Origin of the sequence: Promicromonospora sukumoe 327MFSha3.1, assembly GCF_000385135.1 — a bacterium.
GTDB lineage: Bacteria > Actinomycetota > Actinomycetes > Actinomycetales > Cellulomonadaceae > Promicromonospora > Promicromonospora sukumoe_B.
Genome location: NZ_ARQM01000011.1, coordinates 983776 through 1008050 on the forward strand (window position 1 = coordinate 983776; position 24275 = coordinate 1008050).

Consider the following 24275-nt stretch of genomic DNA (forward strand, 5'->3'; position numbering starts at 1 on the left):
TCGACCAGCCGAGCGGCGCCTCAGAGCAGCTCGGCGCGGAGCTCCGGCTCGGCGTCGAACGCGTGGAACGGGTGGGTCGGCGCCGTCAGGCGGTGGTGGCCGAGCCGCAGCAGGTCCTGGTCGACGCCACCCGGGGTGAGCATGAGCATCCAGTCGGCCGCCATGTCGTACAGCTCGGGCTCCAGGTAGCCGATCTTCACCACGACGACGTCGGTGCCGCGCGGGTCCAGGCCCAGCACCGTGAAGTCGCGCTCCAGGTGGTACGGCTTGCGCCGCTCCGTGAGGATCACGCGCAGCCCGCCCACGCGGACGACGGCGGCGATCCCCGCATCGGGGTCGCCCTCGCTCACGTGCTCGACCACGCCGGTCAGCCGGACGGGACCGTGCGGGCCGTCGTCGACCCGGGCGCCGGCCTCGACGTCGACCGGGGCACCCGCGCCGTGCGCCGCGAACGTGGCGGCCACGGAGCGCGCCGCCGCGGCGTCGGGCAGGGAGGCGTAGATCGCGGTGCTGCCGCCATCCTCGGCCGGACGGGCGAAGGCGGGCTCCGCCAGGAGCCGCGCGAGCGTCCAGGTGACATCGCCCGCGCCGCCCGCCGTGGGGTTGTCGCCGGAGTCGGACAGGAAGTACGGCCGCGCCGTGCTCGCCAGCGCCGTCGCGACGCACTGCTCGTACGGCGCGGCCGGCGCGACGAACGCGAACTCGTCGCGCGCGTCCCAGTACTGCCGGGCGAGCTGCTCGGCCTCGCGCACGATCACGTCCTCGTCGTCGCCCGTGACCACGACGGCGGCGCGGCAGCTCGGCTCGTCGGCCCACGCGTACCCGACCCAGAGCGCCGCGTCGAGAACGCCCGGCAGGTCGGCCACGCGCGCGACGTCGGCGTAGATCGAGGCGGCCGGCTCGATGCGGGTGCTGGTCTTCTCGCCCGGCAGCAGCACGGGGACCTGCAGCCACGCCTTCTTCGGGGCGCCGCCCGACCCCAGCCGCGCGAGCAGGTTCGTGGCCGCCCGCTCGCGGGTCTCCCAGGCGTCCTCGTGCGGGGCCATGCGGTAGCAGGTGATCAGGTCGCTGGCCTGCGCGAGCTCCCGGGGCACGTTGCCGTGCAGGTCCATCGTGGTGCTGATCAGCGTCCCGGGCCCGACGACGGCGCGCACCGCCGCGGCGAGGTCGGACTCGGCGTCGTCCCGCCCCACCACGGTCATGGCGCCGTGGATGTCGAGCAGCAGGCCGTCGTACGGGCCGTGCTCCTCCTGGTGCGCGCGGAGGGTCGCCACGATCTCGTCGCGCACCGACTCGTACACCTCGGCCGGGACGGCGCCGCCCGGCAGCGACCGGGCGTGCAGCACGCCGGTCCAGTCGGCGGCGTCGCGCAGCGGGGCGCCGTCGGCCAGGAACGGGTAGTGCGCCACGAGCTCGTCGCCGCGGCGGAGCGTGAAGGCCTCCCACCCGGAACGGTGCGGGGAGAACGTACTGGACTCGATCGACATGCCGGCGATCGCGACCCGCGGGCGGGTGGTGGTCATCGTGGTCCTTCCGACGCGGTGGAGGGGGCAGGGGAGGCCGGGGTGGCCAGGGCGTGCGGCACGAGCGTGTCCTCCAGCAGGCGGCCCACGCCCACGAGGTTCGCGTCCGGGCCCAGGCCGGACGGCGCGATCACGAGGTCGCGGGTCATCAGCGGGTGGGCGCCCTCGTAGATCTGGCTGCGGATCGCGGAGACGAACGGCTCCAGCGTGGACAGCGCGCCGCCCAGGTACACGGCGCCGGGGTTGAAGAAGTTGACCACCGTGCACAGCGCCGCGCCCAGGTTCCGGCCGGCGGTCCGGGTCAGGGTGGTCGCCACGGGCTCGGCGTCGCGCACCAGGGCGAGGACGTCGGCGGTCGCCTCCACGGCGTAGCCCTGCTCGCGCAGCAGCCGCACCAGGGCCGCGCCCGAGGCGACGGTCTCCAGGCAGCCGCGGTTGCCGCAGGTGCACGGGGTGTCGCCGCCGGCCGGGATGCGCGTGTGCGTGATGTCGCCCGCCGCGCCGCCCGCGCCGCGGTACAGCCGGTCGTCGACGAGGATCCCGGCGCCGATCGCGGTCCCCGCCTTGACGGAGACCGAGTGTCGCGTGCGCCGGGCGTGCCCGAAGTGCTCGCCGACGGCCATCGCGTTCGCGTCGTTCTCGACGACGGCGGGCACGCCCAGGGCGTCCTCCAGCCAGGAGCCGACGTCGAACCCCGACCACCCGGGCATGCGCGACGGGCTGTCGAGGGCGCGCCGGGCGACGTCGACCGGGCCGGGCAGGCAGATGCCGACGCCGAGCAGCCGGCCGCCGTCGGGCTGCGCGGCGGCCATCTCCCGCAGCGCGGCCGTGACCTGCGTCAGCACCGGCCCGGGGCCGTCGCCGATCGCGAGGGCCACCTCGGTGGTGGTGGTCAGCTCGCCGCCGTGCGGCAGGATGCCGAGCCGGGCGTGGGCGCCCCCGAGGTCGACGACGCCGAGGTAGCCCGTGCTGCCGGGCACCCGGAGCGCGCGCGGCCGCCGTCCGCCGCTCGACTCACCCTCGCCCGTCTCCTCCAGGACGCCGGCGGCGAGCATCGCCTGCACCCGTTGCGAGACGGTGGACGGCGCGATGCCGAGCGACTCGGCGATCTCCTTGCGGGACCGGGCGCGGCCGCTCGACACGAGCACGAGAATCTCCCGCTCGAGCCGTGCGGCGGCCACCCGGGGACGCGCGGGCTGGGCCACGGGCCTCCTCCAAGTTCTTCCAGAACTTCTTTCAGCACTTCTTTCAGGACACGGAACAAGTTCCGGGCAAGAGTCTGCACCACATCGGGCACGGTCCGGACAGGTCGGCCTTTTTGCGGTCCCGAATTAACAGCCTTGTTACGGATTTCGCATAGATCCGGGAAACTTAGTACGTCTACGGTGCTCCATTATTCGGCTGGCGAAACAAGTGCCCGAGTCGCACAGGCTCCGGCGTCGCCGGCCCCGCAGACCAAGGAGACCCAGATGCGCACCACGCATGCCGGACGGGCCGTACGGCTCGCCGTCGGCGCTGCCGCCGCCGTCGCCCTCCTCGCCGGATGCTCGACGTCTTCGTCCGGCAGCGACGAGGCAGCCGCACGCACCGACGTGAACTACGCCCTGCCCGCGAACGCGACCCCCAACTGGATCGTGCCGCTGGGCATCGCGGGCAAGCTCGCCACCCACAACTCCGCGATCATGCGCACCCTCTGGGAGCCGCTCGTGGCCTACGACGGCTCCGAGGGCGAGGTGGGGCGCGTGGCGAGCGCCGATCTCGCCGACGAGATCACCTTCTCCGACGACGGCCTGGTCGCCACCATCACCCTCGACGACCGCACCTGGAGCGACGGCGAGCCCGTCACCTCGGCGGACGTGAAGTTCTGGTTCGACCTCGTCAAGGCGAACACGGACGTCTGGGCCAGCTACTCCGAGGGCCGCATGCCCGACAACGTGACCGAGGTGGCCACCCCCGACGAGAAGACCGTCGAGCTCACCTTCGACAAGGTCTACAACCCGGAGTGGCTCCAGGCCTCGCAGCTCACGCTCGTCGTGCCGCTGCCGGCCCACGCCTGGGCCAAGGCCGCCGACGACGACGAGCCCGACCCGGCGCTCGCCGAGACCGCGGACGGCGCGAAGGCGATCTTCGAGTACCTCGTCGGCCAGAGCGAGGACCTCGCGACCTACGAGTCCAACCCGCTGTGGCAGACCATCAACGGCCCCTACTCGCTGACCGGGTTCACCGACAGCGGCCAGGTCGAGCTGACGCGGAACGAGAAGTACGACGGCGACGACGCCGCCTCGATCGACACCGTCAACCTGCTCCCGTACACGTCCACCGACGCCGAGGTGAACGCCGTGCGCTCCGGCGCCGTCGACTACGGGTACATCCCCACCACCGGCCTGGACGCGCCGGAGCAGTACGAGCAGCTCGGCTACGCCGTCGAGCCCTGGGCGGGCTGGTCCATCACCTACCTGCCGTACAACTTCAACCACCCCGAGCTGGGCCCGGTCTACCGCCAGCTCTACGTGCGCCAGGCGCTCCAGCACCTGGTGGACCAGGAGCAGATCTCCGACGTCATCTGGAAGGGCGCCGCGCTGCCCGGCTACGGGCCGGTGCCGCAGAACCCCGAGAGCGACTTCCTCTCCGACGAGCAGAAGGCCAACCCGTACCCGTTCGACCCGGAGGCCGCGGCCGCGCTGCTCGCGGACCACGGCTGGACCGCCGGTTCGGACGGCGTCCTGGAGTGCACCAGCCCGGGCGACGGCGACGACGAGTGCGGCAAGGACGTCGAGGACGGCCAGAAGCTGGCGATCACGATCCTGACGCAGAGCGGCTCGGCCGAGACCGACAACATGTTCGCCGAGATCAAGTCCACGTTCGAACAGGCCGGCGTGGGCGTGACCATCGAGAGCGCGCCGCTGAACACGGTGCTGTCCTCCATCGCGCCGTGCACCGCCGACCAGGCGGACTGCGACTGGCAGCTCCCGTTCTTCGGCACCGCCGGGAGCTGGTACTTCGGCGGCTACCCGAGCGGCGAGCGCGTGTTCGGCACCGGCGCGGCCTCGAACTTCGGCTCCTACTCGGACGACGAGCTCGACACCCTGATGCACGACTCCACCGAGAGCACCGACACGTCGGTGATGCAGGAGTACTCGAAGTACGGCGCCGAGAACCTGCCGGTCATGTGGCTGCCGAACCCCGTCTACCAGGTCTCCGTGATCAAGGACGGGCTGGAGGGCACCACGCAGGACCCGCTCGCCAGCTTCCACCCGCAGCGCTGGAGCTGGGCCGGCTGACATGACGACAGCCATCCCCGCCCAGAGCGGGGCCGTCGAAGCCGGAGCCGCCGCGCCCGCGCCCGTCAGGGCAGCCCGCGGCGGCTTCGGCCGCTTCCTGATCCGGCGCGTGCTCCAGGCGCTCGTCGTGATCCTCGTGGTCAGCGTCATCGTGTTCGCGCTGCTGCACGCGCTGCCGGGCGGACCCGCCCGCGGCGTCCTCGGCCAGCAGGCCACCGAGGAGCAGATCGCCGCGTTCGAGGCCGCCAACGGCCTCGACCAGCCCGTCGTGCTCCAGTACCTGTCGTTCCTGGGGCGCTCGCTGACGGGCGACCTCGGCGAGTCCTACCTGCTCAACCAGTCGGTCTCCGACGCGATCGCCCTGCGCCTGCCCAAGACGCTGCTGCTGACCGGGCTGTCGCTCGTGGTCGCGGTGCTGATCGCCGTGCCCGTCGGCGTCTACCAGGCCGTGCGCCGCAACCGTGCCGTCGACTACTGGCTCTCCACGCTGGCGATCGTCGCCTACTCGACGCCGACGTTCTTCCTCGGGATGCTGCTGATCCTGCTGCTCAGCCAGACCGCCGGGCTCTTCCCGGCGGCGGCCCCGCAGGGCACCGGGATCGCCGAGGTGCTGGCCCAGCCGGACGCGCTCGTGCTGCCCGTGCTCACGGGCGCGGTGCCGATCGTGGCCACGTTCAGCCGGTACATGCGGTCGGCCACGCTCGACAACCTGGGCGAGGACTACGTGCGCACCGCCCGCGCCAAGGGCACCGGCCGCCGCCGCGTGGTGCTGCGACACGTGCTGCGCAACTCGCTCACCCCGGTGGTCGCGATGCTCGGCTACTACCTGCCCGTCATGTTCGGCGGCGCCCTGGTGGTCGAGCAGCTCTTCAACTACCCCGGCATGGGGCTGCTGTTCTGGAGCGCCGCGCAGAGCAGCGACTTCCCGGTGCTGCTCGGCTGCGTGCTCGTCATCTCGGTCGCCACCGTCGTGGGCTCCCTGCTGGCCGACGTCGTCCAGGCCGTCCTGGACCCCCGCACCCGAGGAGGCCTGCGATGACGGGGCTGCGTCGTTTCACGAGGAACCGGCTGGCCGTCGTGGGCGCCGTGGCGCTCGCCGTGCTGGTGCTGTTCGTGCTGATCGGGCCGCTCGTGTACCCCACGGAGCAGGTGGCGACCGACCTCGGCGCGGCCAACCTGCCGCCCGGCGTCGACGGGCACCCCCTGGGCACGGACGCGCTCGGCTACGACAACCTGGGCCGGCTGATGGTCGCCGGCCAGGTCTCGCTGCTGGTCGGAGTCCTGGCAGGGGCGCTCGCCACCGTGGTCGGCACCCTCTGGGGCGCGGTCGCCGGGTACGTGGGCGGCGCCGTCGACGTCGTCATGATGCGCGTGGTCGACGCCGGCATCGCGATCCCCGCGATCTTCCTGCTGCTGGTGCTCTCCACGATCGTGCGGCCCACGGTCGGCATGATGATCGTCGTGCTCGGCCTGGTGTCCTGGCTGGTCCCGGCCCGGCTGATCCGGGCGGAGGCCCTGTCGGTCCGCACCCGCGACTACGTGGTGGCGGCCCGCGCGATGGGCGCCTCGCACGGGCGCACCGTGCTGACGCACGTCATCCCCAACACCGTGGGCACCGTGGTGGTCAACGCGACCTTCCAGGTGGCCGACGCCATCCTGCTGGTCGCCTACATCAGCTTCCTCGGGATGGGCGTGCAGCCACCCACGACCGACTGGGGCGCGATGCTGAACGACGGCATCAACTACATCTACCAGGGCGCCTGGTGGCTCATCCTGCCGCCCGGCCTGGCGATCGTGGTCGTGGTCTGCGCCCTGAACTTCGTGGGCGACGGGCTGCGGGACGTCGTCGACGTGAAGGGGAGGACGGCATGAGCGACGTCGTACTGCGCATCCGGGACCTGGACGTCACCTTCACCACCGGCTCCGGCGAGGTGCCCGCGGTGCGTGGCGTCGACCTCGAGGTGCGACGCGGCCGGGTGGTCGCGCTGGTGGGCGAGTCCGGCTCGGGCAAGAGCGTCACGTCGCTGTCCGTGCTCGGGCTGCTGCCCTCGACGGCACGCGTCACGGGCTCGGTCGAGCTGGCCGACGGCGAGGCGGTGCGCGACGTCGTCGGCACACCCGAGGAGCAGCTCGTGGACCTGCGCGGCCGCGTGGTGTCCATGGTGTTCCAGGAGCCGATGACGGCGCTCAACCCGACCATGACGCTGGGCGACCAGATCGCCGAGGCGGTGCTCAACCACGAGCGTGTGCCGCGGGCGGTCGCGCGGGAGCGGGCCGTGGGGCTGCTGCGGTCCGTGGGCATCCCCGAGCCGGAGCGGCGCGCGGGGCAGTACCCGCACGAGCTGTCCGGCGGGCAACGGCAGCGCGTGGTGATCGCGATCGCGCTGGCGTGCGAGCCGCAGCTCATCGTCGCCGACGAGCCGACGACGGCGCTCGACGTGACCGTGCAGGCCGGGATCCTCGACCTGCTGCGCGAGCTCGTGGCGCAGCGGGGGACGGCGCTGCTGCTGGTCACGCACAACATGGGCGTCGTCGCCGACCTGGCCGACGAGGTGGCCGTGATGAGCGGCGGCCGGATCGTGGAGCACGGGCCGGTGGAGCAGGTGCTGCTCGCGCCGGAGCACGAGTACACGCGGGCGCTGCTGGACGCGGTGCCGGCGGTGCCGCCGGCGAGCGATCGTGGGTCGAGCGATCGTGGGTCGAGCTTGTCGAGACCTGGTTCGGAGGTGTCGGGGGTCTCGACAGGCTCGACCGGCGGGGTTGGCTCGACCGGCGGGGTTGGGGCGACCGGCGACGGCTCGGACACCGACGCCGACCCCCGCGAGGTCGTGCTCGACCTGCGTGGCGTCAGCCTCGACTACCGGGTGCAGGGCCGCCACGTCCGCGCCGTCGAGCGCCTCGACCTGACCGTGCGCGCGGGCGAGATGCTGGGCCTGGTCGGCGAGTCCGGCTCGGGCAAGTCGACGGCGGGCCGCGCCTGCCTCGGCCTGCTCACGCCGGCCGAGGGCGAGGTGCTGCTGCTCGGCACCTCCGTCGCCCGGGCGCGAGGCAAGGCCCGGCGCCGTCTGCTGGCCGACGTCGGCGTCGTGTTCCAGGACCCGGGCGGGTCGCTGGACCCACGCCGGCTCGTGGGCGAGTCGATCGCGGAGCCGCTGGCGATCCACGGCCGGGACGGGCGGCGGCTGACCGCGGCCGAGAAGCGGGCGCGGGTGCGCGAGCTGCTCGACGCGGTGCGCCTGCCCGCGGGCGCCGAGCGGCGCTACCCGCACGAGTTCTCCGGCGGGCAGCGCCAGCGGATCGGGCTGGCCCGGGCGCTCGCGCTACGACCCCGCCTGTTGGTGGCCGACGAGCCGACCAGCGCCCTGGACGTGTCCGTGCAGGCCGAGGTGCTCCAGGTGCTGCGCGACCTGCACGCGGAGCTCGGGTTCGGCTGCCTGTTCATCAGCCACGACCTGGGCGTGGTGCACGAGCTGACCGACCGCGTGGCCGTGCTGCGCGCCGGGCGCCTCGTGGAGAGCGGCCCGACGGCAGAGGTGTTCCGCGCGCCGCGCGAGCTGTACACGGCCGAGCTGCTGGCCTCCGTGCCGACGCCGGACCCGGCCGCGCAACGGGAGCGGCGCGCGGCCCGGCAGGCGCTCGCGCCGGTGCCGGGTGCGGTCGCGTCGGGCGCCGCCCCGGCCCCCGGAGCCGCGCTGTGACGGGCGGACCCACCGCGGGCGTCGACATCGGCGGCACCAAGATCCGAGCCGCCGTCGTCACGGCGGACGGCGCCGTGCTCGCCTCGGCGACCGCGCCGACGCCGTCGGGCGGTGCGGCGATGCTCGACGTCGCGGCCGAGCTCGTGGAGCGGGCGACCGCCACGGCGCGGGTGCGGGTCGCGGCGGTCGGCGTCGGCGCGGCCGGGGTCGTGGACCCGGTGACGGGGGAGGTGCTCGCCGCGAGCGACTCGTTCGTCGGCTGGGTCGGCACCGACCTGCGGGGCGGGCTCGCGGCCCGGACGGGCCTGCCGGTCACCGTGGCGAACGACGTCGACGCGTTCCTCGTGGGCGAGGCGACCTGGGGCGCCGTCCGCGGCGTGCGGTCGGCGGCGGGGATCGCGCTCGGGACCGGCGTCGGGGGCGCGCTCTGGCTGGACGGCGCGCTGTACCGCGGTGCGGGCGCGGCCGGGGAGATCGGGCACATGCCCGGGTTCGGCGACGCGCGGTGCACCTGCGGGCAGCGCGGGCACCTGGAGACGCTGGCGTCGGGGCGCTCGGTGGAGCGGCGGTACGGGGAGGCCGTGGTCGCCGGCGGCGTCGTCGGCGCGGCGGAGATCGAGGCCCGGGCGCGGGCGGGGGACGCTGACGCGGCGCGCGTGCTGGCCGACGCCGGGCGCGCGGTCGGGTCGGCGGTGCTGGTGCTGGCGGCGCTGCTCGACGTCGGGCACGTGGTGGTGGGCGGCGGGCTGGCGCACGCCTGGGACCTGCTGGAGCCCGCGATCCGGGCCCGGCTGGTCGACGAGCCGCCCGTGTCGGGGCACCCCGTCGAGGTTCGCCGGGCCGTGCTGGGTGGCGACGCGACGGTGGTGGGCGCGGCGGCGCTGGCGCGGTGACTGCGGCTTCCTGGGGCGCATGACGGGTGCGCATGACATCGGTCCGTTGCCCCGAGACCGGTCATTCGTCGGACCGGTCTCGACGCAGGGGACCGAAGTCATTGAGTTCGGTCGGTTGCCTGCCTCAGGAACGCCGACGGCGCCCGGCCGCGGTGTGCGGTCGGGCGCCGTCGGAGGGGCTGCCTGGGGGATCAGGCGGCGGTGGTGACCTCGACGCGCTGCGGCGTCGTGCCGGCGAAGACGCCCGGCACGGTGACCGTCAGGACGCCCGAGTCGTAGGACGCGCGCACGGCGTCGCCGTCCACGGCCTTCGGCAGGGTGACGACGCGGCGGAAGGAGCCGAAGCGGACCTCCGAGATGCGGCGGCCCTCGGACTCCTCGGAACGCTGGTCCTTGCGCTCGCCGCGCACGACGAGCTTGCGACCCTCGACCTCGACGGTGACGTCGTCGGCCGGGTTCACGCCCGGCAGGTCGAGGCGGGCGACGAGGTCCTCGCCCTCACGGTAGACGTCGGCCGCGGGCACGGGGCCTGCGGTCGCGGCAGTCTGGCTCCACGGGTCACGGAGCCAGGTCTGGGCGAACGGTGAACGGGTCAGAACGGTGGTCATGATGTTCTCCTCCGGATGGGGTGATGACCGGTACAACCTGAGTCGACCCGACTCAATTTCCGGGTTCGCCGACGGCGGACGCGGCCCCTGTCGCCAGGGTCAGTGGCGGGTGATCGTCAGTGCCGCCTCGCGCTCGCCGACGACGACGTCCGCCGCGCCGCCGATCGGCACGGTGAGCAGCGGGCTCGTGTGCCCGAAGTCGACGCCGGCCAGGACCGGCTTGCCGGCCAGGGCGGGCTGGCGCGCGACGATCTCGTCGAGCGCCTCGCGGGTCACGCCGGAGGCGGCCTGGAAGCGGCCGAGCACCAGCCCGGTCACGCCCCCGGCGTCGGGCTGCTGGAGCAGGGAGGTGAGGTTGCGGGCGAAGGCGACCGTGTTCGACTCGAAGTCGTCCTCGATGAAGAGGAGCGCACCGTCGAGCGACGGCATGTTCGCGGTGCCCTGGAGCAGGTTGAGCGTGCAGAGGTTGCCGCCGACGATCCGGCCCGACGCGCGCCCCGGCCGCAGCCGCCACCAGCCCTTGTTCGGCACGGGTGTGCGGTCGTCCTGGTCGGCGAACCACATGTCGTCGGTCCAGGCCTGCGACGGCTCGACGGCGATCGGGGCGTCGTCGGTCACGGCGGCGCGGAACCAGTCGCCGGTGGGCTCGAAGTGGTCGCGCATGCCCCAGCTCGACCAGTGCGGGCCGGAGTACGTGACCAGGCCGGTGCGGGCGAGGATCGCATTCTGCAGCGCGGTGATGTCCGAGTAGCCGCAGAACACCTTGGGGTGGGCCGCGATCAGGTCGAAGTCCAGGTAGGGCAGCAGCTCGTTGCTGTTGAACCCGCCGATCACGGTGATGATCCCCGCGACGGACGGGTCGGCGAACGCGGCGTGCAGGTCGGCGACGCGGTGCTCGACCGAGCCGCTGCGGAACTGGTCGTCCTCGTCGACGTGCTCGCCGAACGTGAGGGTGAGTCCCATCGCCGCGAACCGCTCGTTGATCCAGCGGGTGTTGTCGTGCTCCATGATCATGGCGCGCGAGCGGGCGGGCGCGATCACCCGGACGGTGTCGCCGGGGCGGAGCTTGGGCGGGACGATGGTCTCGACGTGCGCTGACATGCCCGCAGCCTAGGACGGCGTCGCGGGTGACGGCGCCCGGATTTTCCCGACCAGCATCCGACCTGTTCCCGACCAGTGCACGACCAGGAGGAACGATGCGCGCCACCCGGATCATGGCCAACCTGCGGGTGGCCGACGTCGACGCCGCCAAGGGCTTCTACGCCGACTACCTCGGGCTGAGCACCGAGGAGTTCAACCTGGGCTGGGTGGCCCGCTACACGTCCCCGGACACCGGCGCGGTGGTCCAGCTCGTGACGCGCGACGCGACAGCGGCCGCGGACGCCGCCGTCTCGGTCCACACGCCCGACGTCGAGGGCGCGTACGCCGAGGCGCGGCAGCGCGGGTACGAGATCGTGCACGAGCTGACGACGGAGTCGTGGGGCGTGCGCCGGTTCCTGGTGCGGGCGCCGGACGGCACGGTGGTCAACGTGGTGCAGCACGCGGACTGAGGAGGGCCGCCAGCAGCAGGTCCGTCACGGCGGGCAGCACCTGCTCGATGTCCGCTCCGGCGGCCGTGCGCTCGGCGCCCGCCCGCACCACGCCGCTGAGCAGGTGCGTGGTCAGCACGACGTCGCCGACCGGGCGGAAGGTGCCCTCCGTGACGCCCTCACCCAGCACCCGCTCGACGGCGGCGGCGACCTGGGCGAAGGGCCCTTCGGGATGTTCCAGCACGTCCTGCGGTACCGCCGTGGCGGGTGAGTGCAGCATCAGGCGCACCGCCGGGGTGTCGAAGGAGCGCATGAGCGTGTCGACGATCTGCGCCAGGCGCCGCGGGGCCGGTTCTGGTCCCGCGGCGATCTCGTCGATCCGGGCCAGGGTGTCGCGGCTGGCGTGCTGGGCGACCTTGGCGGCCAGTGCCGTCTTGTCCTTGGCGTAGTTGTAGATCGTGTTGCGGGCGATCCCCGCCCGGGCGGCCACGTGCCCGAGGTTGAAGCCGTCGTAGCCACGTTCGGCGAGCAGGGCTCCCATCGCCGCGGTCAGGTCGGTCCAGACCTGTTCGTGATGGGCCTGGAACGTGGCGCCCTTGATCCGTGGCATGCGCCCAGTATCACCTGCTCGTGAGCGCGGAGGGCGGGACGTTCCCGTCGTCGGCCGGTGCGGTCGGGCGTGTGCGGCTCGCCATCTTCCCGACCGCTCCGAGGACGGCGAGCACGGCGGCGCGCACCCGCTCGGCCACGGGACCCGACGGGACGAAGAGCTGCTGCATGAGCCGGGCCCGGCGCTGGTGACCGGTGATCGCGGGGCGCAGGCCCGCCTCCCAGGCGGCCAGTGCGGCCCCCAGGTCCTCGGGGTGCTCGCGCAGCGCCGCGCCCAGGTCGGCACCGCCGCGCATGGCCATGCTCGAACCCATGCCGGAGTAGAGGTTCATGCACCACGCGGCGTCCCCGACCAGGACGACGCGGCCTGAGTGCCAGGTGGGCATCTTGACCTGGTTGACCGAGTCGAACAGGAAGTGCGGCGCCTGCTCCAGCTGGTCCAGGGCGTGCGCCACCGACGGATGGTCCATGCCGGCATAGACGTCGCGCAGGGTCTCGACCGGGGGACGGGTGAACTGGCCGTCCACGTCGGTGGTGCGGTAGGTCAGCAGCGCGGTGGGAGTGCGGTCGGCGAACCCGAAGACCCAGGCCGCCCGCCGGGAGCGCGCGTCGATGCTGCCGTCCTCGCGCCCGAGCCCGGGCACCTGCTCGGCCAGCTCGAAGGCGCAGATGATGGCGTCCCACTGGTCCAGGTAGTCGCGATCGGGTCCGAACGCCAGCTTGCGCACGCTCGAGCGGACGCCGTCCGCGCCCACCACCAGGCCGAACTCCTCCACCGTCTCGGCCCCGGTGGCCTCCTGCAGCAGGCGGACCCGGGCGGTGTACGGAGTCTGCTCGACCGCGACCGGGCGGGTGCCGAACCGGACCTCCGCCCCGCCCCGTTCCTCGAGGGTGCGCCACAGCGCCTCCTCGATGTCACCGCGCACCACCGCGTACGGGCCGCCCGGCCGGTCCAGGAACCCCGAGCCCGGCCGGGCACGGCCGGAGCGACCCACGGCCCAGTCCTTGCCGTCGACGGGGTTGCGCACGTGCAGGTTGGCGGCCGCGCCCAGGTCCGCCAGGGCCTTCTTGCCGTCCGGGAAGATCCCGACGAAGTACCCGCCCGTGCGCCGCTCCGGAGAGCGCTCGACCACGACCGGTTCCCAGCCCGCGTCGCGCAGCCCGATCGCGGTCGCGATGCCGGCGATGCCGAGACCTACCACGAGCGCGCGCCTGTCCTGCTGAGTCATCGGGGCTCCTCCCAAGTTGCGACACTCTGTCGCAAGAAAAAGTTACGACAACTCGTCGTAACTATGGAAGGGGCATGACTGTGACCCGGGACACCGTGCTGGTTCCGTCGGCCGGCGTGGTCCCGGGTGGGCTCAGCCGTGGATCGGGCCGTGCGTCTCGCGCAGCGGCCGGGTCGAGGCACCCGACCGGGCCGCGATGATCTCGGCGGCGATCGAGACGGCGGTCTCGTCGGGCGTGCGGGCGCCGAGGTCCAGGCCGATCGGGCTGTGCAGCCGGGCGAGCGCCGCGGCCGGGACACCGTCCTCGACCAGCCGGGCCGTCCGCTCGGCGTGGGCCCGGCGGGAACCCATGGCGCCCACGTAGGTGCCGGCCGGGAGGTCGGTCAGTGCGGTGTGCAGCAGGGGTACGTCGAACTTGGGGTCGTGGGTCAGCACGCACACGGCGTCGCGCGCGGAGACGCGGCCCGCCTCGATCTCGGCGGCGAGGTACCGGTGCGGCCACTCCACCACCACCTCGTCGGCCTCGGGGAAGCGGGCCGGCGTGGCGAACACTAGGCGGGCGTCGCAGACCGTGACCCGGTAGCCCAGTAGCCGGCCGGCCCGCGCCAGCGCGGCCGCGAAGTCGATCGCCCCGAACACCAGCAGGCGCGGGGGCGGGGCGAAGACCTGCAGGAAGATCCGCGTCCCCGTGCCGGTGCGCTCGCCGTGCGGGCCGTACTCGCGCACCGCGGAGCTGCCGGCGGCGAGCTGCCCGACGGCGGCCGCGGCGACGGCGGCGTCGAGATCGGCGTCGCCGAGTCCCGGCCCGGCCGAGGGGACACGGTCCGAACCGGTGACCACCAGCCGCCGGCCCACGTCGGCTCCCGCGCGACCGGCCCCGGCACCACCGGCCCCCGCCACGACCGTCGCGAGGCAGACGCCCGGCCCCGCCGGGCCGCCGTCGGGCCGGAGCGGGGCGAGGACCCGCCCGGCGAACTCGCCGAAGCCCGGCCATGCCGCCCGCGAGACGGGCGCGACGAACACCTCGATGGTCCCGCCGCAGGTCAGGCCCACGTCGAAGGCGTCGTCGTCGGTGACGCCGTAGCTGACGAGCACGGGGCGGCCGGTCTCGGCGACTTCGAGGCAGAGGTCGTACACAGCGCCCTCGACGCACCCTCCGGACACCGAGCCGATGACCTCGCCGCCCGGTCCCACGGCCAGCGCCGCACCCGGCTCGCGCGGCGCGGACCGGAACGTGCGCACCACCGTGGCGACGGCCGCGCGCTCGTCGGCGCGCCACCAGTCGAGCAGCTGCGGCAGCAGGTCCCGCACCCCGGCTCCTTTCCCGCACCGACCTCCGTGCTTCTCACGGTCTCACGCCTCTGTCACGCGCAGAGGTCGGGCAGGTGACGGGTCTGGTCCGACATGCCGGCGCGTTCGGGGCCATCATGGAAGGGACCGCAACGACGCGAGGAGGACCCCATGAAAGCAGCAGTGGGCGACCGGATCGTCACGGCTTCAGGTGTGGTCGGCGGCGCTGTGCGGGACGGCGTGGTGACCGAGTGTCCCCACGGCGACGGGTCGCCGCCGTACCGGGTGCGCTGGTCCGACACGGGCGAGGAGACGCTCGTCTACCCCGGCGGCGACACGTACGTCGACGCGCAGGTCGAGGCGACGTCCCGCGCATGGGCCGAGGCCCGCCGCGGCCGCGCGCTGACCTGGGACGTGCGGATCACCGTCGTCGAGGCGGCGGGCAGCACGACGGCGGAGGCCACGGTGATGAACGGTCCGCCGGACGCCCTGCGCGGCGTCGGGCACGCCAGGAAGTCGCCCGACGACGACGAGGTCCCGCTGATCGGCGACGAGATCGCCGCCGGCCGGGCCCTGCGGCGTCTCGCCGACCGGCTGCTCGCCGTGGCCGAGGCCGACGTCTCCGCCGCGGTCGGGCACAAGGCGCACCTGCACCGGTGACCCGGACGACCCTCAGGCCAGGATCCCCGACGAGTCCAGCGCCGCACGCACCTCGGGGTCGAGCCACGGCTCGACGCCCGCCCAGGTGGTGCGCCACGAGATGCCCGTGATCCGGGTTCCGTCGGGGAACGTCTCGATGTAGTCGGCCTGCAGCACGCCGTGCTCGTCGCACCAGAACGCGTTCGCGGGGCTGCCGTCCAGGAGCTGGTCGATGCGCATCGCGGAGACCGAGACGCCGTCCGGCAGCACCAGCGGCTGCGTGTCGGTGCGCACCAGCAGGGCGTGCTGCGTGCGCGCGGGATCGGTGTCGTCGAGCTGCGTGTACTCGACCCAGGACCCCACGCTCGCGAGCTCCAGCACCAGCAGGTACCGGGCGAACGACGGGACGCCGTCGCCCACGCCCGGCGGCAGGTCCGCGCGCTCGAACGAGACGTCCACGCCGCCCGGCTCGCGCTGGTGCGACCAGCGCACCCAGGCCCGCACGTCGCCGTCGTACTCCACGCGCTGCCGGGCCCGCAGCACCACGTCGGGCTGCGGGCGCATCGCGAGCACCGAGTCGAGCACCAGCAGGCCGTCGTCGGTCTCGGACTCCCGGCGCACGAGGGCGCCGTCGGGCGTGGTCCCGTTGTTGCTCAGCGCCTGGATGTGCATGCTCGATTCTTTCGCGCGGCCCGGCCCGCTCGCCAGGGCAGACCGCCCGCCGGACGGCGCTGCGGGTAGGTTGCGGACATGAGCGAGCGCGTGGACGTGGAACAGCACCGGGCCGACGTCGGGGAGCTGCTCGCGACGTTCGTCGAGCGGCCCGTCGAGGAGGTCCCCCTCGACGGCGAGGTGCTCGGCCGCGTGCTGGCGCGCGACGTCGTGGCCCCCGAACCGCTGCCGCGGTTCCGCAACTCGCAGATGGACGGCTTCGCGGTCCGCGCCGCCGACGTCGCCCTGGCCACCCCCGACGCGCCGGTCACGCTGCCCGTGGTGGGCGACGTCGCCGCTGCCCCGGGCGAGCCCGCCCCGCTCGCGCCGGGCACCGCGGTGCGGATCATGACCGGCGCCCCCGTCCCCGTCGGCGCGGACGCCGTGGTGCCCGTCGAGGACACCGATCACGTGACCTTCAACGGCGCCGCCGCGGCCCTGGCGACCACGGTGGTCGTGGCCCGCGCCCGGGCGGCCGGCGAGTTCGTCCGGGAGCCCGGGTCCGACGTCGCCGCCGGCACCGTCGTGCTCCCCGTCGGCACGGTGCTCGCACCCCATCACGTGGCGGCCGCCGCTGCGTGCGGCGTCGCCCGCCTCGCGCTCGTCGCCCCGGTCTCCGTGGCGGTCGTCTCCACGGGCAGCGAGCTCGTCGGACCGGACCGCGCACCCGGCCCGGGACAGATCTTCGACGCCAACGGCCCGGCGCTCGCGGCCGCGGTCCGGGCGGCCGGTGGGCACGTGGGCCTGCGCCTGGCCCTGCCCGACGACCCGGAGGCGGTACGCGCCGGGCTGGAGCGCGCGGCTGCGGACCACGACCTGGTGCTCACCACCGGCGGTGTGAGCCAGGGCGCGTACGAGGTGGTCAAGGACGCCCTGCCGGAGGTCATCTTCCGCTCCGTGGCCATGCAGCCCGGCGGGCCGCAGGGGTTCGGCCGGGTGGGCGGTACGCCGCTGCTCGCCTTCCCCGGCAACCCGGTCAGCGCGCAGGTCTCGTTCGTCGTCTTCCTCCGGGAGATCCTGCGGGCGGCCGCGGGCCTGCCACCGGTGAACCGGGTGCGCGCGGTGCTCGACGACGCGGTGGTCTCGCCGATCGGCCGGCGGCAGCTCCTGCGGGGGCGGTGGGTGCGGTCGGCCGGGCCGGGCGCCTCGGCCGGTACGCCGCCGCACGTCGCCGTCGTCGGCGGGCCCGGCTCGCACCTCGTGGCGTCCATGGCCGCCGCGGACGTGCTGATCGACGTGCCCGCCGCCGCGACTACGCTCGAACCGGGTGCCGAGGTGGTCGTGTGGCCGCTGTGACGCCGCACCCGGGCGAGAGGGATCGGTGAGCATGGACCAGGTCGTGCGCGTGACGCAGGAGGTGCTCGACGACGCCGTCGGGCGGGCCGTCGAGGCGGCGGTGGCCGCGCCGGAGTGCGGCGCCGTGGTCACCTTCCGCGGCGTGGTCCGGGACGACGACGGCGGTCGCGCCGTCACGAGCCTCGACTACGAGGCGCACCCTGACGCCACCGCCGTGCTACAAAAAGTGTGCCAGGCGGTGAGCGCCGAGACGGGCTTTCGCGTCGCGGCGACGCACCGCTACGGGCACCTCGAGGTCGGGGACGTCGCGCTCGTCGCCGCCGCGTCGGCCGGGCACCGCAAGGAGGCCTTCGAGGCGTGCTCGCTGCTGGTGGAGCGCATCAAGGCCGAGGTGCCGATCTGGAAGAAGCAGCAGTTCACGGACGGCGAGTCCGAGTGGGTCGGTCTGTGACGATCCGCCGTACGCGGGTGACCGCGCGGCCCACCCGGCGGGGGATGAGCAGCTCGGGCAGCCGGGCGACACGGCCCGGCAGCGTGCGGCCCGGCAGCGTGAGGCTCGGCCGGGACAAGCCGGTCCGCGACAGTCCGCTCCGCGACAGGCTCGGCAGGGACGGCAGCGACGGCAGGCTCGGGAGCGACGGCAGGCTGGGCAGCGACGGCAGCGTCAGGTGGGGCATCGACAGGTTCGGCATGCTCAGCCCGGACAGCCCCAGGCTCGGCAGCCGCTGGATGCCGCGCACCCAGATGCGCTCCCGCACCGGCGGGGGCGGCACGTCGAGCCGGTCGTAGAACGCCTCGGCGCACGCGCGCCACGAGAACAGCTCGGCGTACCGGCGCGTCTCCTCGCGGGAGCAGTCCAGCGCGGCGAGACAGGCCGCCCGCAGGTCGTCGTCGACGGCGCCCGCGCCGGAGCCGGGGATCAGGTCGCGCGGACCCGGCGCGTCGAACCCGGCCACCGGCGTACCCGAGGCCATCGCCTCCAGGATGACCAGCCCGAACGTGTCGGTGCGGCTCGGGAAGACGAGCACGTCGGCGTCGGCGAAGTGCTGGGCCAGGTCGTCGCCCGAGCGGCGGCCCAGGAAGTGCGCGGCAGGGTAGGCGGCCTCCAGGTCGGCGCGCGCCGGGCCGTCGCCCACCACGACCTTCGAGCCGGGCAGGTCCAGGTCGAGGAACGCCTCGACGTTCTTCTCCACCGCGAGCCGGCCCACGTACAGGAAGACGGGCCCGGGCAGGTCCCGGTAGACGCCGTTCCCCGTGGAACCGGCCCCGCCGGCGGTGGCCCGACGGCGGGGGTGGAACTGCTCGGTGTCCACGCCGAGGCTCCACGGCGTCACGTTCCGGATGCGCCACTGGGTGAGCTGCTCGCGCATGGTCGGCGTCGCCACCAGCACCGCGCCGGACTTGTCGTGGAACTTGCGCACGTAGCGGTAGCCGGCCCACAGCGGGATCCAGGACCACCGCGCGCTCACGTACTCGGGGAACTGCGTGTGGTAGCTGGACGTGAACGGGAACCCGAAGTGGTCGCAGACGGCGCGCGCGTACCAGCCGAGCGGACCCTCGGTGGCGATGTGCACGGCGTCGGGCGCGAACTCCAGGAACCGGCGTTCGACGTCGTCGCGGGCCATGATCGGCACGCGGATCTCGGAGTAGGTGATCAGGGGGATGGTGCGGTAACCGTCCCAGGGCGTGACCACCTCCACCGCGCAGCCCATCCGGCGCAGCTCGGCCACGGTGCGCGAGAGCGCCGTGGCGACACCGTTCACCTGAGGTTCCCAGGCGTCGGTGACGATCATGATGCGGTGCGGCCGATCGGTCGCTGTATGCACGGCGTGATTCAACCACGTTCCGGCAGGGCCGAGATCCACCCGTGCCTCGCGGGCGTCGGGGTGGACCTCGGCCTGCCGGTCACGTCGGCCGAGGGGGCCTCAGTCCTGGGGGTCCAGGTAGGGCTCGACGTTCTCGGTGTACGCCGTCTCGATGCGGGGCGTGATCCCCTCGAACGCCGTGGCCGGGTCGGCGCCCTCGATGACGATCTGCTCCAGGGCGTCGTTCAGCAGCGCGTCGGCGCCGGGAACGAAGACGCGGACGTCGTCCTGCACGCGGGCCTTGTCGGCGAGCTGGTCCACCGCGGTGCGGAACTGCGGCGTCTCCTCGTAGGTGGCCTTCATGGTGTCGCTCTCCACGGCGGAGGTGCGCACGGGCATGTAGCCGGTGGACTGCGAGAAGGTGGCGGTGTTCTCGGTGTCGGTGAGGAACTCCAGGAACATCGCGGCCGCGAGCTGCTCCTCCGTCGTCTTGGACGACGGGATCGCCAGGCCGGTGCCGCCGGTCGGGGTGCCGCCGCCCTGCGGGCCGTCCGGCAGGTAGGCCGTGCCGACCTCGAACTTCGCGGCGTCGAGCGCGCCCTTCAGCGAGCCGGTCGAGCCGATCGTGGAGGCGATCAGGCCCGAGGAGAAGTCGGCCATCGCGTCGTCGGCCGACAGGGTGGCCACGCCGGACTTGTGGAACAGGTCGTGCACGAACTGGCCGCCCGCGATCGCCTCAGGCGTGTCGAGCGTGAGGTCGAAGCCGTCCGAGTACGCGCCGCCCTGGCCCCAGATCATGTTCTCGAACCACCAGGCGCCCCACGACGGGCCGGTCGACAGGCCGAACGTCGAGCCCTTCTCGGGCACCTCGTCCTTCAGGGAGGCGTCCCACTCCTCGAGCTCGGCCCAGGTCTCCGGGCCGCGGTCGGGCAGTCCGGCGGCGTCCCACAGGTCCTTGTTGTAGTAGAACAGCGGCGTCGAGCGCGCGTACGGCACGGCCCAGTGCTGGTGGTCGTACTCGTAGTCGGAGTACAGCGCGGGCTGGAAGTCGGCGGCGTCGGCGTCGAGGAACTCCATGACGTCGTCGACCGGCATGATCTGGTCGTTCAGGTGGTAGCGGAACCACCACACGTCCGAGGCGATGACCAGGTCGGGCAGCTCGTCCGTCTGCGAGGCGGCCTGGAAGCGCTGCGCGACCTCGTCGTAGTCGGCGCCCGCGGTCACCAGCTTCACGCTGATGCCGGTCTCGTCCTTGAACTCGTCGATGAACTGCTGCTCGACCTCCTGCGACGCACCCGGGTGGTTGCTCCACCAGGTGATCTCCTTCGCGGGCTCGACCTGCGACCAGTCGACGGCCTCGGCGGACGGCTCGTCGGAGCCGCCTGCGGCGCCGACGCTCGGGCCGGCGCACCCGGCTGCGGTCAGGGCGGTCAGCGCGGCGAGCGCGGTCACGACGACGGTGCGCGGCCGCGCGGTGGCACGGCGGGCGGGGCGGTGGGACACGGGTGCTCCTTGGTTGGTTCTCTGGGGAGTTCTGAGGGGGAAGCTCTGAGTCCTGCGGGCGCTGGTCAGCCGGTGACGGCGCCCGCGGTGAGGCCGGCGACGAGCCGGCGCTGCAGGACGAGGAAGACCAGCAGGACGGGGAGGGTCACGACGACGGTGGCGGCGAGCAGCACGCCCCAGTTCGTCATGCCGTCGGTGTTCTGGAGCAGGGTGAGGCCCACGGGGAGCGTCATCCTGCTCGGGTCGTCGACCACGAGGAACGGCCACAGGTAGTCGTTCCACTCGGTCACGACGGACACCAGCGCGACGGCGGCCAGCGTGGGCGTGCTCATCGGCACGACGAACCGCCACAGCTTGCGCCAGTGGCCCGCGCCGTCGAGCTCGGCGGCCTCCAGGACGGACCGCGGCAGCGTGAGGAAGTGCTGGCGGAACAGGAAGGTGCCGAACGCGCTGGCCAGCCCGGGCACGAGGATGCCCTGGTAGGTGTTCAGCCAGCCCAGGCTCGCCACGAGCGTGTAGTTGGGGATGATCGTGATCTGCGGCGGGATCATCAGCGTGGCGATCACCAGACCGAACACGACCTTGCGGAACGGGAAGTCCAGGAACACCAGCGCGTACGCGCAGCACAGGCCGAGCGCGACCTTGAGCCCCGCGCCGACGACGGTCAGGCCGATGCTGTTGACCAGCAGCCGGCCGAGCGGGATGGCGCCCGCGGCCTGCGCGTAGTTGTCCAGGTTCGGCTGCGCCGGGAGCCACTGCAGCGGCACCTGGTACAGCTCGTCCGGGGCCTTGAGGCTCGCGAGCGCCATCCACAGCAGCGGGGCGCCCAGCACGAGGGTCGCGAAGATCATGGTGACGTAGCCGCCCACCTGGGGCGGGCGCCGTCGGCGGGCGGTCTGCGGGAGCGTGGTGGCGGTCATGCGTAGTGCACCTTCTGCTGGACGAACCGCAGCTGCACGGCGGTGACGGCCAGCAGCACGAGGAACAGGATCGTGGCGACGGCGGACGCGTAGCCCGCCCGGCCGTTGACGAAGCTCTCCACGTAGATCGAGTACATGAGCGTGGTGGTGGACCCGAGCGGTCCGCCCTGCGTCATCGCCTTGATGGTGTCGAACGACTGCAGGGAGCTGAGCAGCATGGTCACGAGCAGGAAGAACGTGGTGGGCGTGAGCAGGGGCAGCACCACGGAGCGCAGCGTGCGGGCGGCGGAGGCGCCGTCGAGCGCGGCGGCGTCCTTGAGGTCCTGCGGCACGGCCTGGAGGCCCGCCAGGTAGATGAGGGCGACGTACCCGAGGTTCTTCCACAGGTAGACGACGATCACCATGACCAGCGGCCAGGGGCGGCCGGTGTACCACTGGGGTGAGGCGATGCCCACCCAGCCGAGCAGCTCCTGGATCAGGCCGTAGCGCGGGTCGAACATGAACAGCCAGAGGATGCCGACGGCGAACCCGCCCAGCACGTACGGCGCGAACGCGACGGTGCGGGCGATGCCGCGGCCCCGCAACTTGCGGTTCAGCAGCAGGGCGAGGCCGAGGCCCAGCACCATGGCGCCGCCCACGGTCGCGACGGTGAAGACGAGCGTGGTGAGGACGATGCGCCCGGTGGTCGGTGCGGTGAACCACTCGACGTAGTTGCCGAGCCCGACGAAGCGTGCGGTGGGGGAGCCGAGGTTCCACTGCAGGGTGGAGAGGTAGAGGCTCTCGACCAGCGGCCGGTACACGAAGACCAGCAGGAGGGCGATGTTGGGGCCGGCCAGCAGGAGCGCCCAGAGCAGGGCGGTGCGGCGGCGGCCGGCCGCGAGGCGGCTGCGGCGCAGGCGCTGGGGTTCGGTGCGCTCGGGGGCGGCCGACCCGGCGGGCGGGGCGCCGGGATCCTCCGGTGCCCGGGTCGTCGCGATGGTGGTCACGTGCCGGGATCCTAGGAACCCGTCTGGGCGTTATGCGGCTTTTTGGCGCCCGGGTGGCCGAGGCTTCCGGCAACGTACACGCAGGCGTCTCCCGGGGGTCACCTGGGACGACGGGACGTCACGTGGAAGTCATGTCAGCCGCCGATGGCGCCCATGCTGCGCTGCGTCTCGGCAAACGCGTCGGCGGCCAGCTCGACGGCGTCGCTGCCGTGGGCGCGGGGCTTGGCCCACATGGCGGCGCGCCACGCGTCGCCCACCTCGTCGTCGGTAGCACCGGCACGCAGCAGGGACTTGAGGTCGGTCTCCTCGTTGCCGAACAGGCACGAGCGGACGGTGCCCTCGGCGGTCAGCCGGGTGCGGTCGCACGCCCCGCAGAAGGAGCGGGTCACCGAGGCGATGATGCCGACGGTGGCCGGGCCCTCGTCCACCTGCCACTCCTCGGCCGGCGCGGACGGGTCCTCGCGGCCGGCGGGAGTGAGCGTGAACCGCTCCTGCAGCACCTCCAGCAGGTCGGCGGCGCTGACCACGTCCTCGCGCGTCCAGCGGCCGTCGGCGTCGAGCGGCATCTCCTCGATGAACCGCAGGTTGCAGCCGTGCTCCACCGACCAGGCGAGCAGTTCGGCGGCGCCCGCCAGGGTCTCGGGCAGCAGCACCGCGTTGATCTTGACCGGCGCCAGGCCGGCGGCCAGCGCCGCGCGGATCCCGGTGAGCACGTCGTCGAGCCGGTCCCGGCGGGTCAGGGTCGCGAACGCCTGCCGGTCCACGGTGTCCAGGGAGACGTTCACGCGGTCCAGCCCGGCCGCGACCAGCGCGTCCACGCGCTTGTCCAGGCCGAGGGCGTTGGACGTCATGGCGATCCGCACACGCTGGTCGCCCGCGCCCAGGTGGCGCATGGCGTCGTCGGCGGCGGTCCGGGCGGCGCCGATGATCTGCTCCAGGTCGCGCCGCATCAGCGGCTCGCCGCCGGTGAACCGGATGTCGCGGATGCCCAGGTCACGCACGCCGATGCGCACGAGCCGGCCGATCTCGTCCGGCGTCATCAGCTCGTCCTTCGGCACGAGGGGCAGGCCCTCGGCCGGCATGCAGTAGGTGCAGCGCAGGGAGCACGCCGTGGTGATCGACACGCGCAGGTCGTGCGCGACGCGCCCGTACCGGTCGACCAGCAGGGGCGTCTCGGGGCGCGGCCGCCCCGCCGGGGTGGCCGCGCGCCGGGGCACGCCTCGCACCGACGGGATCCCGAGAGTCACAGCGCTCATCTCCCGAGCGTAGTCCGGCTCGGGCGCGTCAGGCGTAGCTGGCCTTGACGACCAGCACCGGGGCGGGGGAGTCCAGCAGCACCTGCTGCGTCGTCGACCCCACCAGGAACGTGCCCACCGTCGAGTGCTTGCGCGAGCCGATCACCACGAGCTCCGCGGACACGGCCTCGGCCTGGTCGACGATCGCGTCGGCGACGTCGGCCTGCTCGGCGCGGAACGCGACCGGCGCCACGGAGACCGTGCCGGGCACGGTGTCGAGCAGGTGCGCGAGCGACGCGGGGACCTTGCTGTCCACCTGCGGCGTCAGCACGAGCACGGCCAGCTCCTGGCTGCGCCGTACCGCCTCGGCGACGGCCGCACGCATAGCGGCCTCACCCTGGGGTGACTCGTTGTACGCCACGAGGACGGTCATCGGTCCCTTGCACCTCCGGACAGGTTCGCCGGGTTGTCACCCTGCGGTGAAACTCTCTCACATGTCCGGTCTGTCGGCAGGCGCCGG

Annotated in this window: 23 protein-coding genes; 9 read left to right on the forward strand and 14 right to left on the reverse strand. The window is 73.5% G+C overall.

Translation table 11 applies throughout. The features are described from left to right. Positions 1-20: 20 nt before the first annotated feature. Both H291_RS0118125 and H291_RS0118130 read right to left on the reverse strand, forming a co-directional pair. On the reverse strand, positions 21-1523 hold the full coding sequence (locus H291_RS0118125; protein ID WP_020016428.1) for a M81 family metallopeptidase: 1503 nt from the start codon (positions 1521-1523) through the stop codon (positions 21-23). After that, positions 1520-2728, reverse strand: a complete 1209-nt coding sequence (locus H291_RS0118130) for an ROK family transcriptional regulator (RefSeq protein WP_232216094.1) — start codon at positions 2726-2728, stop codon at positions 1520-1522. The genes H291_RS0118125 and H291_RS0118130 overlap by 4 nt, the downstream gene beginning before the upstream one ends. Before the next feature lie 264 nt (positions 2729-2992). On the opposite strand from H291_RS0118130, the gene H291_RS0118135 reads away from it, so the two are divergent. From H291_RS0118135 to H291_RS0118155, 5 genes are read left to right on the forward strand one after another with little or no spacing between them, the layout of a single operon-like run. Next, positions 2993-4804, forward strand: a complete 1812-nt coding sequence (locus H291_RS0118135; protein ID WP_020016430.1) for a peptide ABC transporter substrate-binding protein — start codon at positions 2993-2995, stop codon at positions 4802-4804. Between the two features lies 1 nt (position 4805). Then, complete coding sequence (locus H291_RS0118140) at positions 4806-5843, forward strand: ABC transporter permease (protein WP_020016431.1); 1038 nt, start codon at positions 4806-4808, stop codon at positions 5841-5843. After that, on the forward strand, positions 5840-6676 hold the full coding sequence (locus H291_RS0118145; RefSeq protein ID WP_020016432.1) for an ABC transporter permease: 837 nt from the start codon (positions 5840-5842) through the stop codon (positions 6674-6676). Before H291_RS0118140 ends, H291_RS0118145 begins: the two co-directional genes overlap by 4 nt. Further along, positions 6673-8502, forward strand: coding sequence for a dipeptide ABC transporter ATP-binding protein (locus H291_RS0118150; protein ID WP_020016433.1), 1830 nt, complete (start codon positions 6673-6675; stop codon positions 8500-8502). The genes H291_RS0118145 and H291_RS0118150 overlap by 4 nt, the downstream gene beginning before the upstream one ends. After that, positions 8499-9395: an ROK family protein gene (locus H291_RS0118155; RefSeq protein ID WP_020016434.1), complete on the forward strand. Its 897-nt coding sequence runs from the start codon at positions 8499-8501 to the stop codon at positions 9393-9395. The genes H291_RS0118150 and H291_RS0118155 overlap by 4 nt, the downstream gene beginning before the upstream one ends. A gap of 191 nt (positions 9396-9586) precedes the next feature. On the opposite strand, the gene H291_RS0118160 is transcribed toward H291_RS0118155, so the two are convergent. Both H291_RS0118160 and H291_RS0118165 read right to left on the reverse strand, forming a co-directional pair. After that, on the reverse strand, positions 9587-10003 hold the full coding sequence (locus tag H291_RS0118160) for an Hsp20/alpha crystallin family protein (protein WP_020016435.1): 417 nt from the start codon (positions 10001-10003) through the stop codon (positions 9587-9589). A 99-nt stretch (positions 10004-10102) separates the two neighbouring features. Further along, the gene (locus H291_RS0118165) at positions 10103-11104 is read right to left on the reverse strand and encodes a S66 family peptidase (protein ID WP_020016436.1); all 1002 of its coding nucleotides are present in this window, start codon (positions 11102-11104) and stop codon (positions 10103-10105) included. Positions 11105-11199: 95 nt separating this feature from the next. Between H291_RS0118165 and H291_RS0118170 the strand changes: the two genes are divergently transcribed. Continuing rightward, positions 11200-11553 (forward strand): VOC family protein, encoded by a 354-nt coding sequence (locus tag H291_RS0118170; RefSeq protein WP_020016437.1) that lies wholly within the window; start codon positions 11200-11202, stop codon positions 11551-11553. On the opposite strand, the gene H291_RS0118175 is transcribed toward H291_RS0118170, so the two are convergent. The 3 genes from H291_RS0118175 to H291_RS0118185 all read right to left on the reverse strand — a co-directional run bounded on the left by H291_RS0118175 (position 11528) and on the right by H291_RS0118185 (position 14681). Further along, positions 11528-12142 (reverse strand): TetR/AcrR family transcriptional regulator, encoded by a 615-nt coding sequence (locus H291_RS0118175; RefSeq protein WP_020016438.1) that lies wholly within the window; start codon positions 12140-12142, stop codon positions 11528-11530. The genes H291_RS0118170 and H291_RS0118175 overlap by 26 nt on opposite strands. Before the next feature lie 10 nt (positions 12143-12152). Beyond that, the gene (locus H291_RS0118180; protein WP_020016439.1) at positions 12153-13370 is read right to left on the reverse strand and encodes an FAD-dependent monooxygenase; all 1218 of its coding nucleotides are present in this window, start codon (positions 13368-13370) and stop codon (positions 12153-12155) included. Positions 13371-13502: 132 nt separating this feature from the next. After that, the gene (locus H291_RS0118185) at positions 13503-14681 is read right to left on the reverse strand and encodes an XdhC family protein (RefSeq protein ID WP_020016440.1); all 1179 of its coding nucleotides are present in this window, start codon (positions 14679-14681) and stop codon (positions 13503-13505) included. A 150-nt stretch (positions 14682-14831) separates the two neighbouring features. Between H291_RS0118185 and H291_RS30705 the strand changes: the two genes are divergently transcribed. Beyond that, positions 14832-15320 carry a dsRBD fold-containing protein gene (locus tag H291_RS30705; RefSeq protein WP_026365880.1) on the forward strand — a complete coding sequence of 163 codons (489 nt, stop codon included), beginning with the start codon at positions 14832-14834 and terminating at the stop codon, positions 15318-15320. Between the two features lie 12 nt (positions 15321-15332). On the opposite strand, the gene H291_RS0118195 is transcribed toward H291_RS30705, so the two are convergent. Further along, a complete protein-coding gene (locus H291_RS0118195) occupies positions 15333-15971 on the reverse strand; it encodes a hypothetical protein (protein WP_020016442.1) in 639 nt (212 codons plus the stop codon). A gap of 78 nt (positions 15972-16049) precedes the next feature. Here H291_RS0118195 and H291_RS0118200 point away from each other — a divergent pair, with 78 nt between their 5' ends. Together H291_RS0118200 and H291_RS0118205 are read left to right on the forward strand one after the other, a co-directional pair. Beyond that, on the forward strand, positions 16050-17306 hold the full coding sequence (locus H291_RS0118200) for a molybdopterin molybdotransferase MoeA (protein ID WP_020016443.1): 1257 nt from the start codon (positions 16050-16052) through the stop codon (positions 17304-17306). 31 nt (positions 17307-17337) lie between these two features. Further along, a complete protein-coding gene (locus H291_RS0118205; protein ID WP_020016444.1) occupies positions 17338-17757 on the forward strand; it encodes a molybdenum cofactor biosynthesis protein MoaE in 420 nt (139 codons plus the stop codon). On the opposite strand, the gene H291_RS30710 is transcribed toward H291_RS0118205, so the two are convergent. The 6 genes from H291_RS30710 to H291_RS0118235 form a co-directional block, all read right to left on the reverse strand. Continuing rightward, positions 17723-19132 carry a glycosyltransferase family 4 protein gene (locus H291_RS30710; protein ID WP_198012523.1) on the reverse strand — a complete coding sequence of 470 codons (1410 nt, stop codon included), beginning with the start codon at positions 19130-19132 and terminating at the stop codon, positions 17723-17725. The genes H291_RS0118205 and H291_RS30710 overlap by 35 nt on opposite strands. Positions 19133-19231: 99 nt before the next feature. Further along, positions 19232-20614 (reverse strand): ABC transporter substrate-binding protein, encoded by a 1383-nt coding sequence (locus H291_RS0118215; RefSeq protein ID WP_020016446.1) that lies wholly within the window; start codon positions 20612-20614, stop codon positions 19232-19234. A gap of 65 nt (positions 20615-20679) precedes the next feature. Continuing rightward, positions 20680-21534, reverse strand: a complete 855-nt coding sequence (locus H291_RS0118220; protein ID WP_020016447.1) for a carbohydrate ABC transporter permease — start codon at positions 21532-21534, stop codon at positions 20680-20682. After that, complete coding sequence (locus tag H291_RS0118225) at positions 21531-22520, reverse strand: carbohydrate ABC transporter permease (protein WP_020016448.1); 990 nt, start codon at positions 22518-22520, stop codon at positions 21531-21533. Before H291_RS0118225 ends, H291_RS0118220 begins: the two co-directional genes overlap by 4 nt. A gap of 134 nt (positions 22521-22654) precedes the next feature. Beyond that, positions 22655-23776 carry a GTP 3',8-cyclase MoaA gene (moaA, locus tag H291_RS0118230; protein ID WP_026365881.1) on the reverse strand — a complete coding sequence of 374 codons (1122 nt, stop codon included), beginning with the start codon at positions 23774-23776 and terminating at the stop codon, positions 22655-22657. A 28-nt stretch (positions 23777-23804) separates the two neighbouring features. Further along, complete coding sequence (locus tag H291_RS0118235) at positions 23805-24188, reverse strand: universal stress protein (RefSeq protein ID WP_020016450.1); 384 nt, start codon at positions 24186-24188, stop codon at positions 23805-23807. Positions 24189-24275 lie beyond the last annotated feature (87 nt).

Bases quoted from the DNA above. Each gene is read 5' to 3' on its own strand.
- H291_RS0118140 (WP_020016431.1), top strand. From the start codon at position 4,806: ATGACGACAGCCATCCCCGCCCAGAGCGGGGCCGTCGAAGCCGGAGCC.
- H291_RS0118160 (WP_020016435.1), bottom strand. From the start codon at position 10,003: ATGACCACCGTTCTGACCCGTTCACCGTTCGCCCAGACCTGGCTCCGT.
- H291_RS0118200 (WP_020016443.1), top strand. From the start codon at position 16,050: ATGAGCGAGCGCGTGGACGTGGAACAGCACCGGGCCGACGTCGGGGAG.
- H291_RS0118220 (WP_020016447.1), bottom strand. From the start codon at position 21,534: ATGACCGCCACCACGCTCCCGCAGACCGCCCGCCGACGGCGCCCGCCC.
- H291_RS0118135 (WP_020016430.1), top strand. From the start codon at position 2,993: ATGCGCACCACGCATGCCGGACGGGCCGTACGGCTCGCCGTCGGCGCT.
- H291_RS0118125 (WP_020016428.1), bottom strand. From the start codon at position 1,523: ATGACCACCACCCGCCCGCGGGTCGCGATCGCCGGCATGTCGATCGAG.
- H291_RS0118170 (WP_020016437.1), top strand. From the start codon at position 11,200: ATGCGCGCCACCCGGATCATGGCCAACCTGCGGGTGGCCGACGTCGAC.
- moaA (WP_026365881.1), bottom strand. From the start codon at position 23,776: ATGAGCGCTGTGACTCTCGGGATCCCGTCGGTGCGAGGCGTGCCCCGG.
- H291_RS30705 (WP_026365880.1), top strand. From the start codon at position 14,832: ATGAAAGCAGCAGTGGGCGACCGGATCGTCACGGCTTCAGGTGTGGTC.
- H291_RS0118205 (WP_020016444.1), top strand. From the start codon at position 17,338: ATGGACCAGGTCGTGCGCGTGACGCAGGAGGTGCTCGACGACGCCGTC.
- H291_RS0118150 (WP_020016433.1), top strand. From the start codon at position 6,673: ATGAGCGACGTCGTACTGCGCATCCGGGACCTGGACGTCACCTTCACC.
- H291_RS0118180 (WP_020016439.1), bottom strand. From the start codon at position 13,370: ATGACTCAGCAGGACAGGCGCGCGCTCGTGGTAGGTCTCGGCATCGCC.
- H291_RS0118195 (WP_020016442.1), bottom strand. From the start codon at position 15,971: ATGCACATCCAGGCGCTGAGCAACAACGGGACCACGCCCGACGGCGCC.
- H291_RS0118175 (WP_020016438.1), bottom strand. From the start codon at position 12,142: ATGCCACGGATCAAGGGCGCCACGTTCCAGGCCCATCACGAACAGGTC.
- H291_RS0118145 (WP_020016432.1), top strand. From the start codon at position 5,840: ATGACGGGGCTGCGTCGTTTCACGAGGAACCGGCTGGCCGTCGTGGGC.
- H291_RS0118235 (WP_020016450.1), bottom strand. From the start codon at position 24,188: ATGACCGTCCTCGTGGCGTACAACGAGTCACCCCAGGGTGAGGCCGCT.
- H291_RS0118165 (WP_020016436.1), bottom strand. From the start codon at position 11,104: ATGTCAGCGCACGTCGAGACCATCGTCCCGCCCAAGCTCCGCCCCGGC.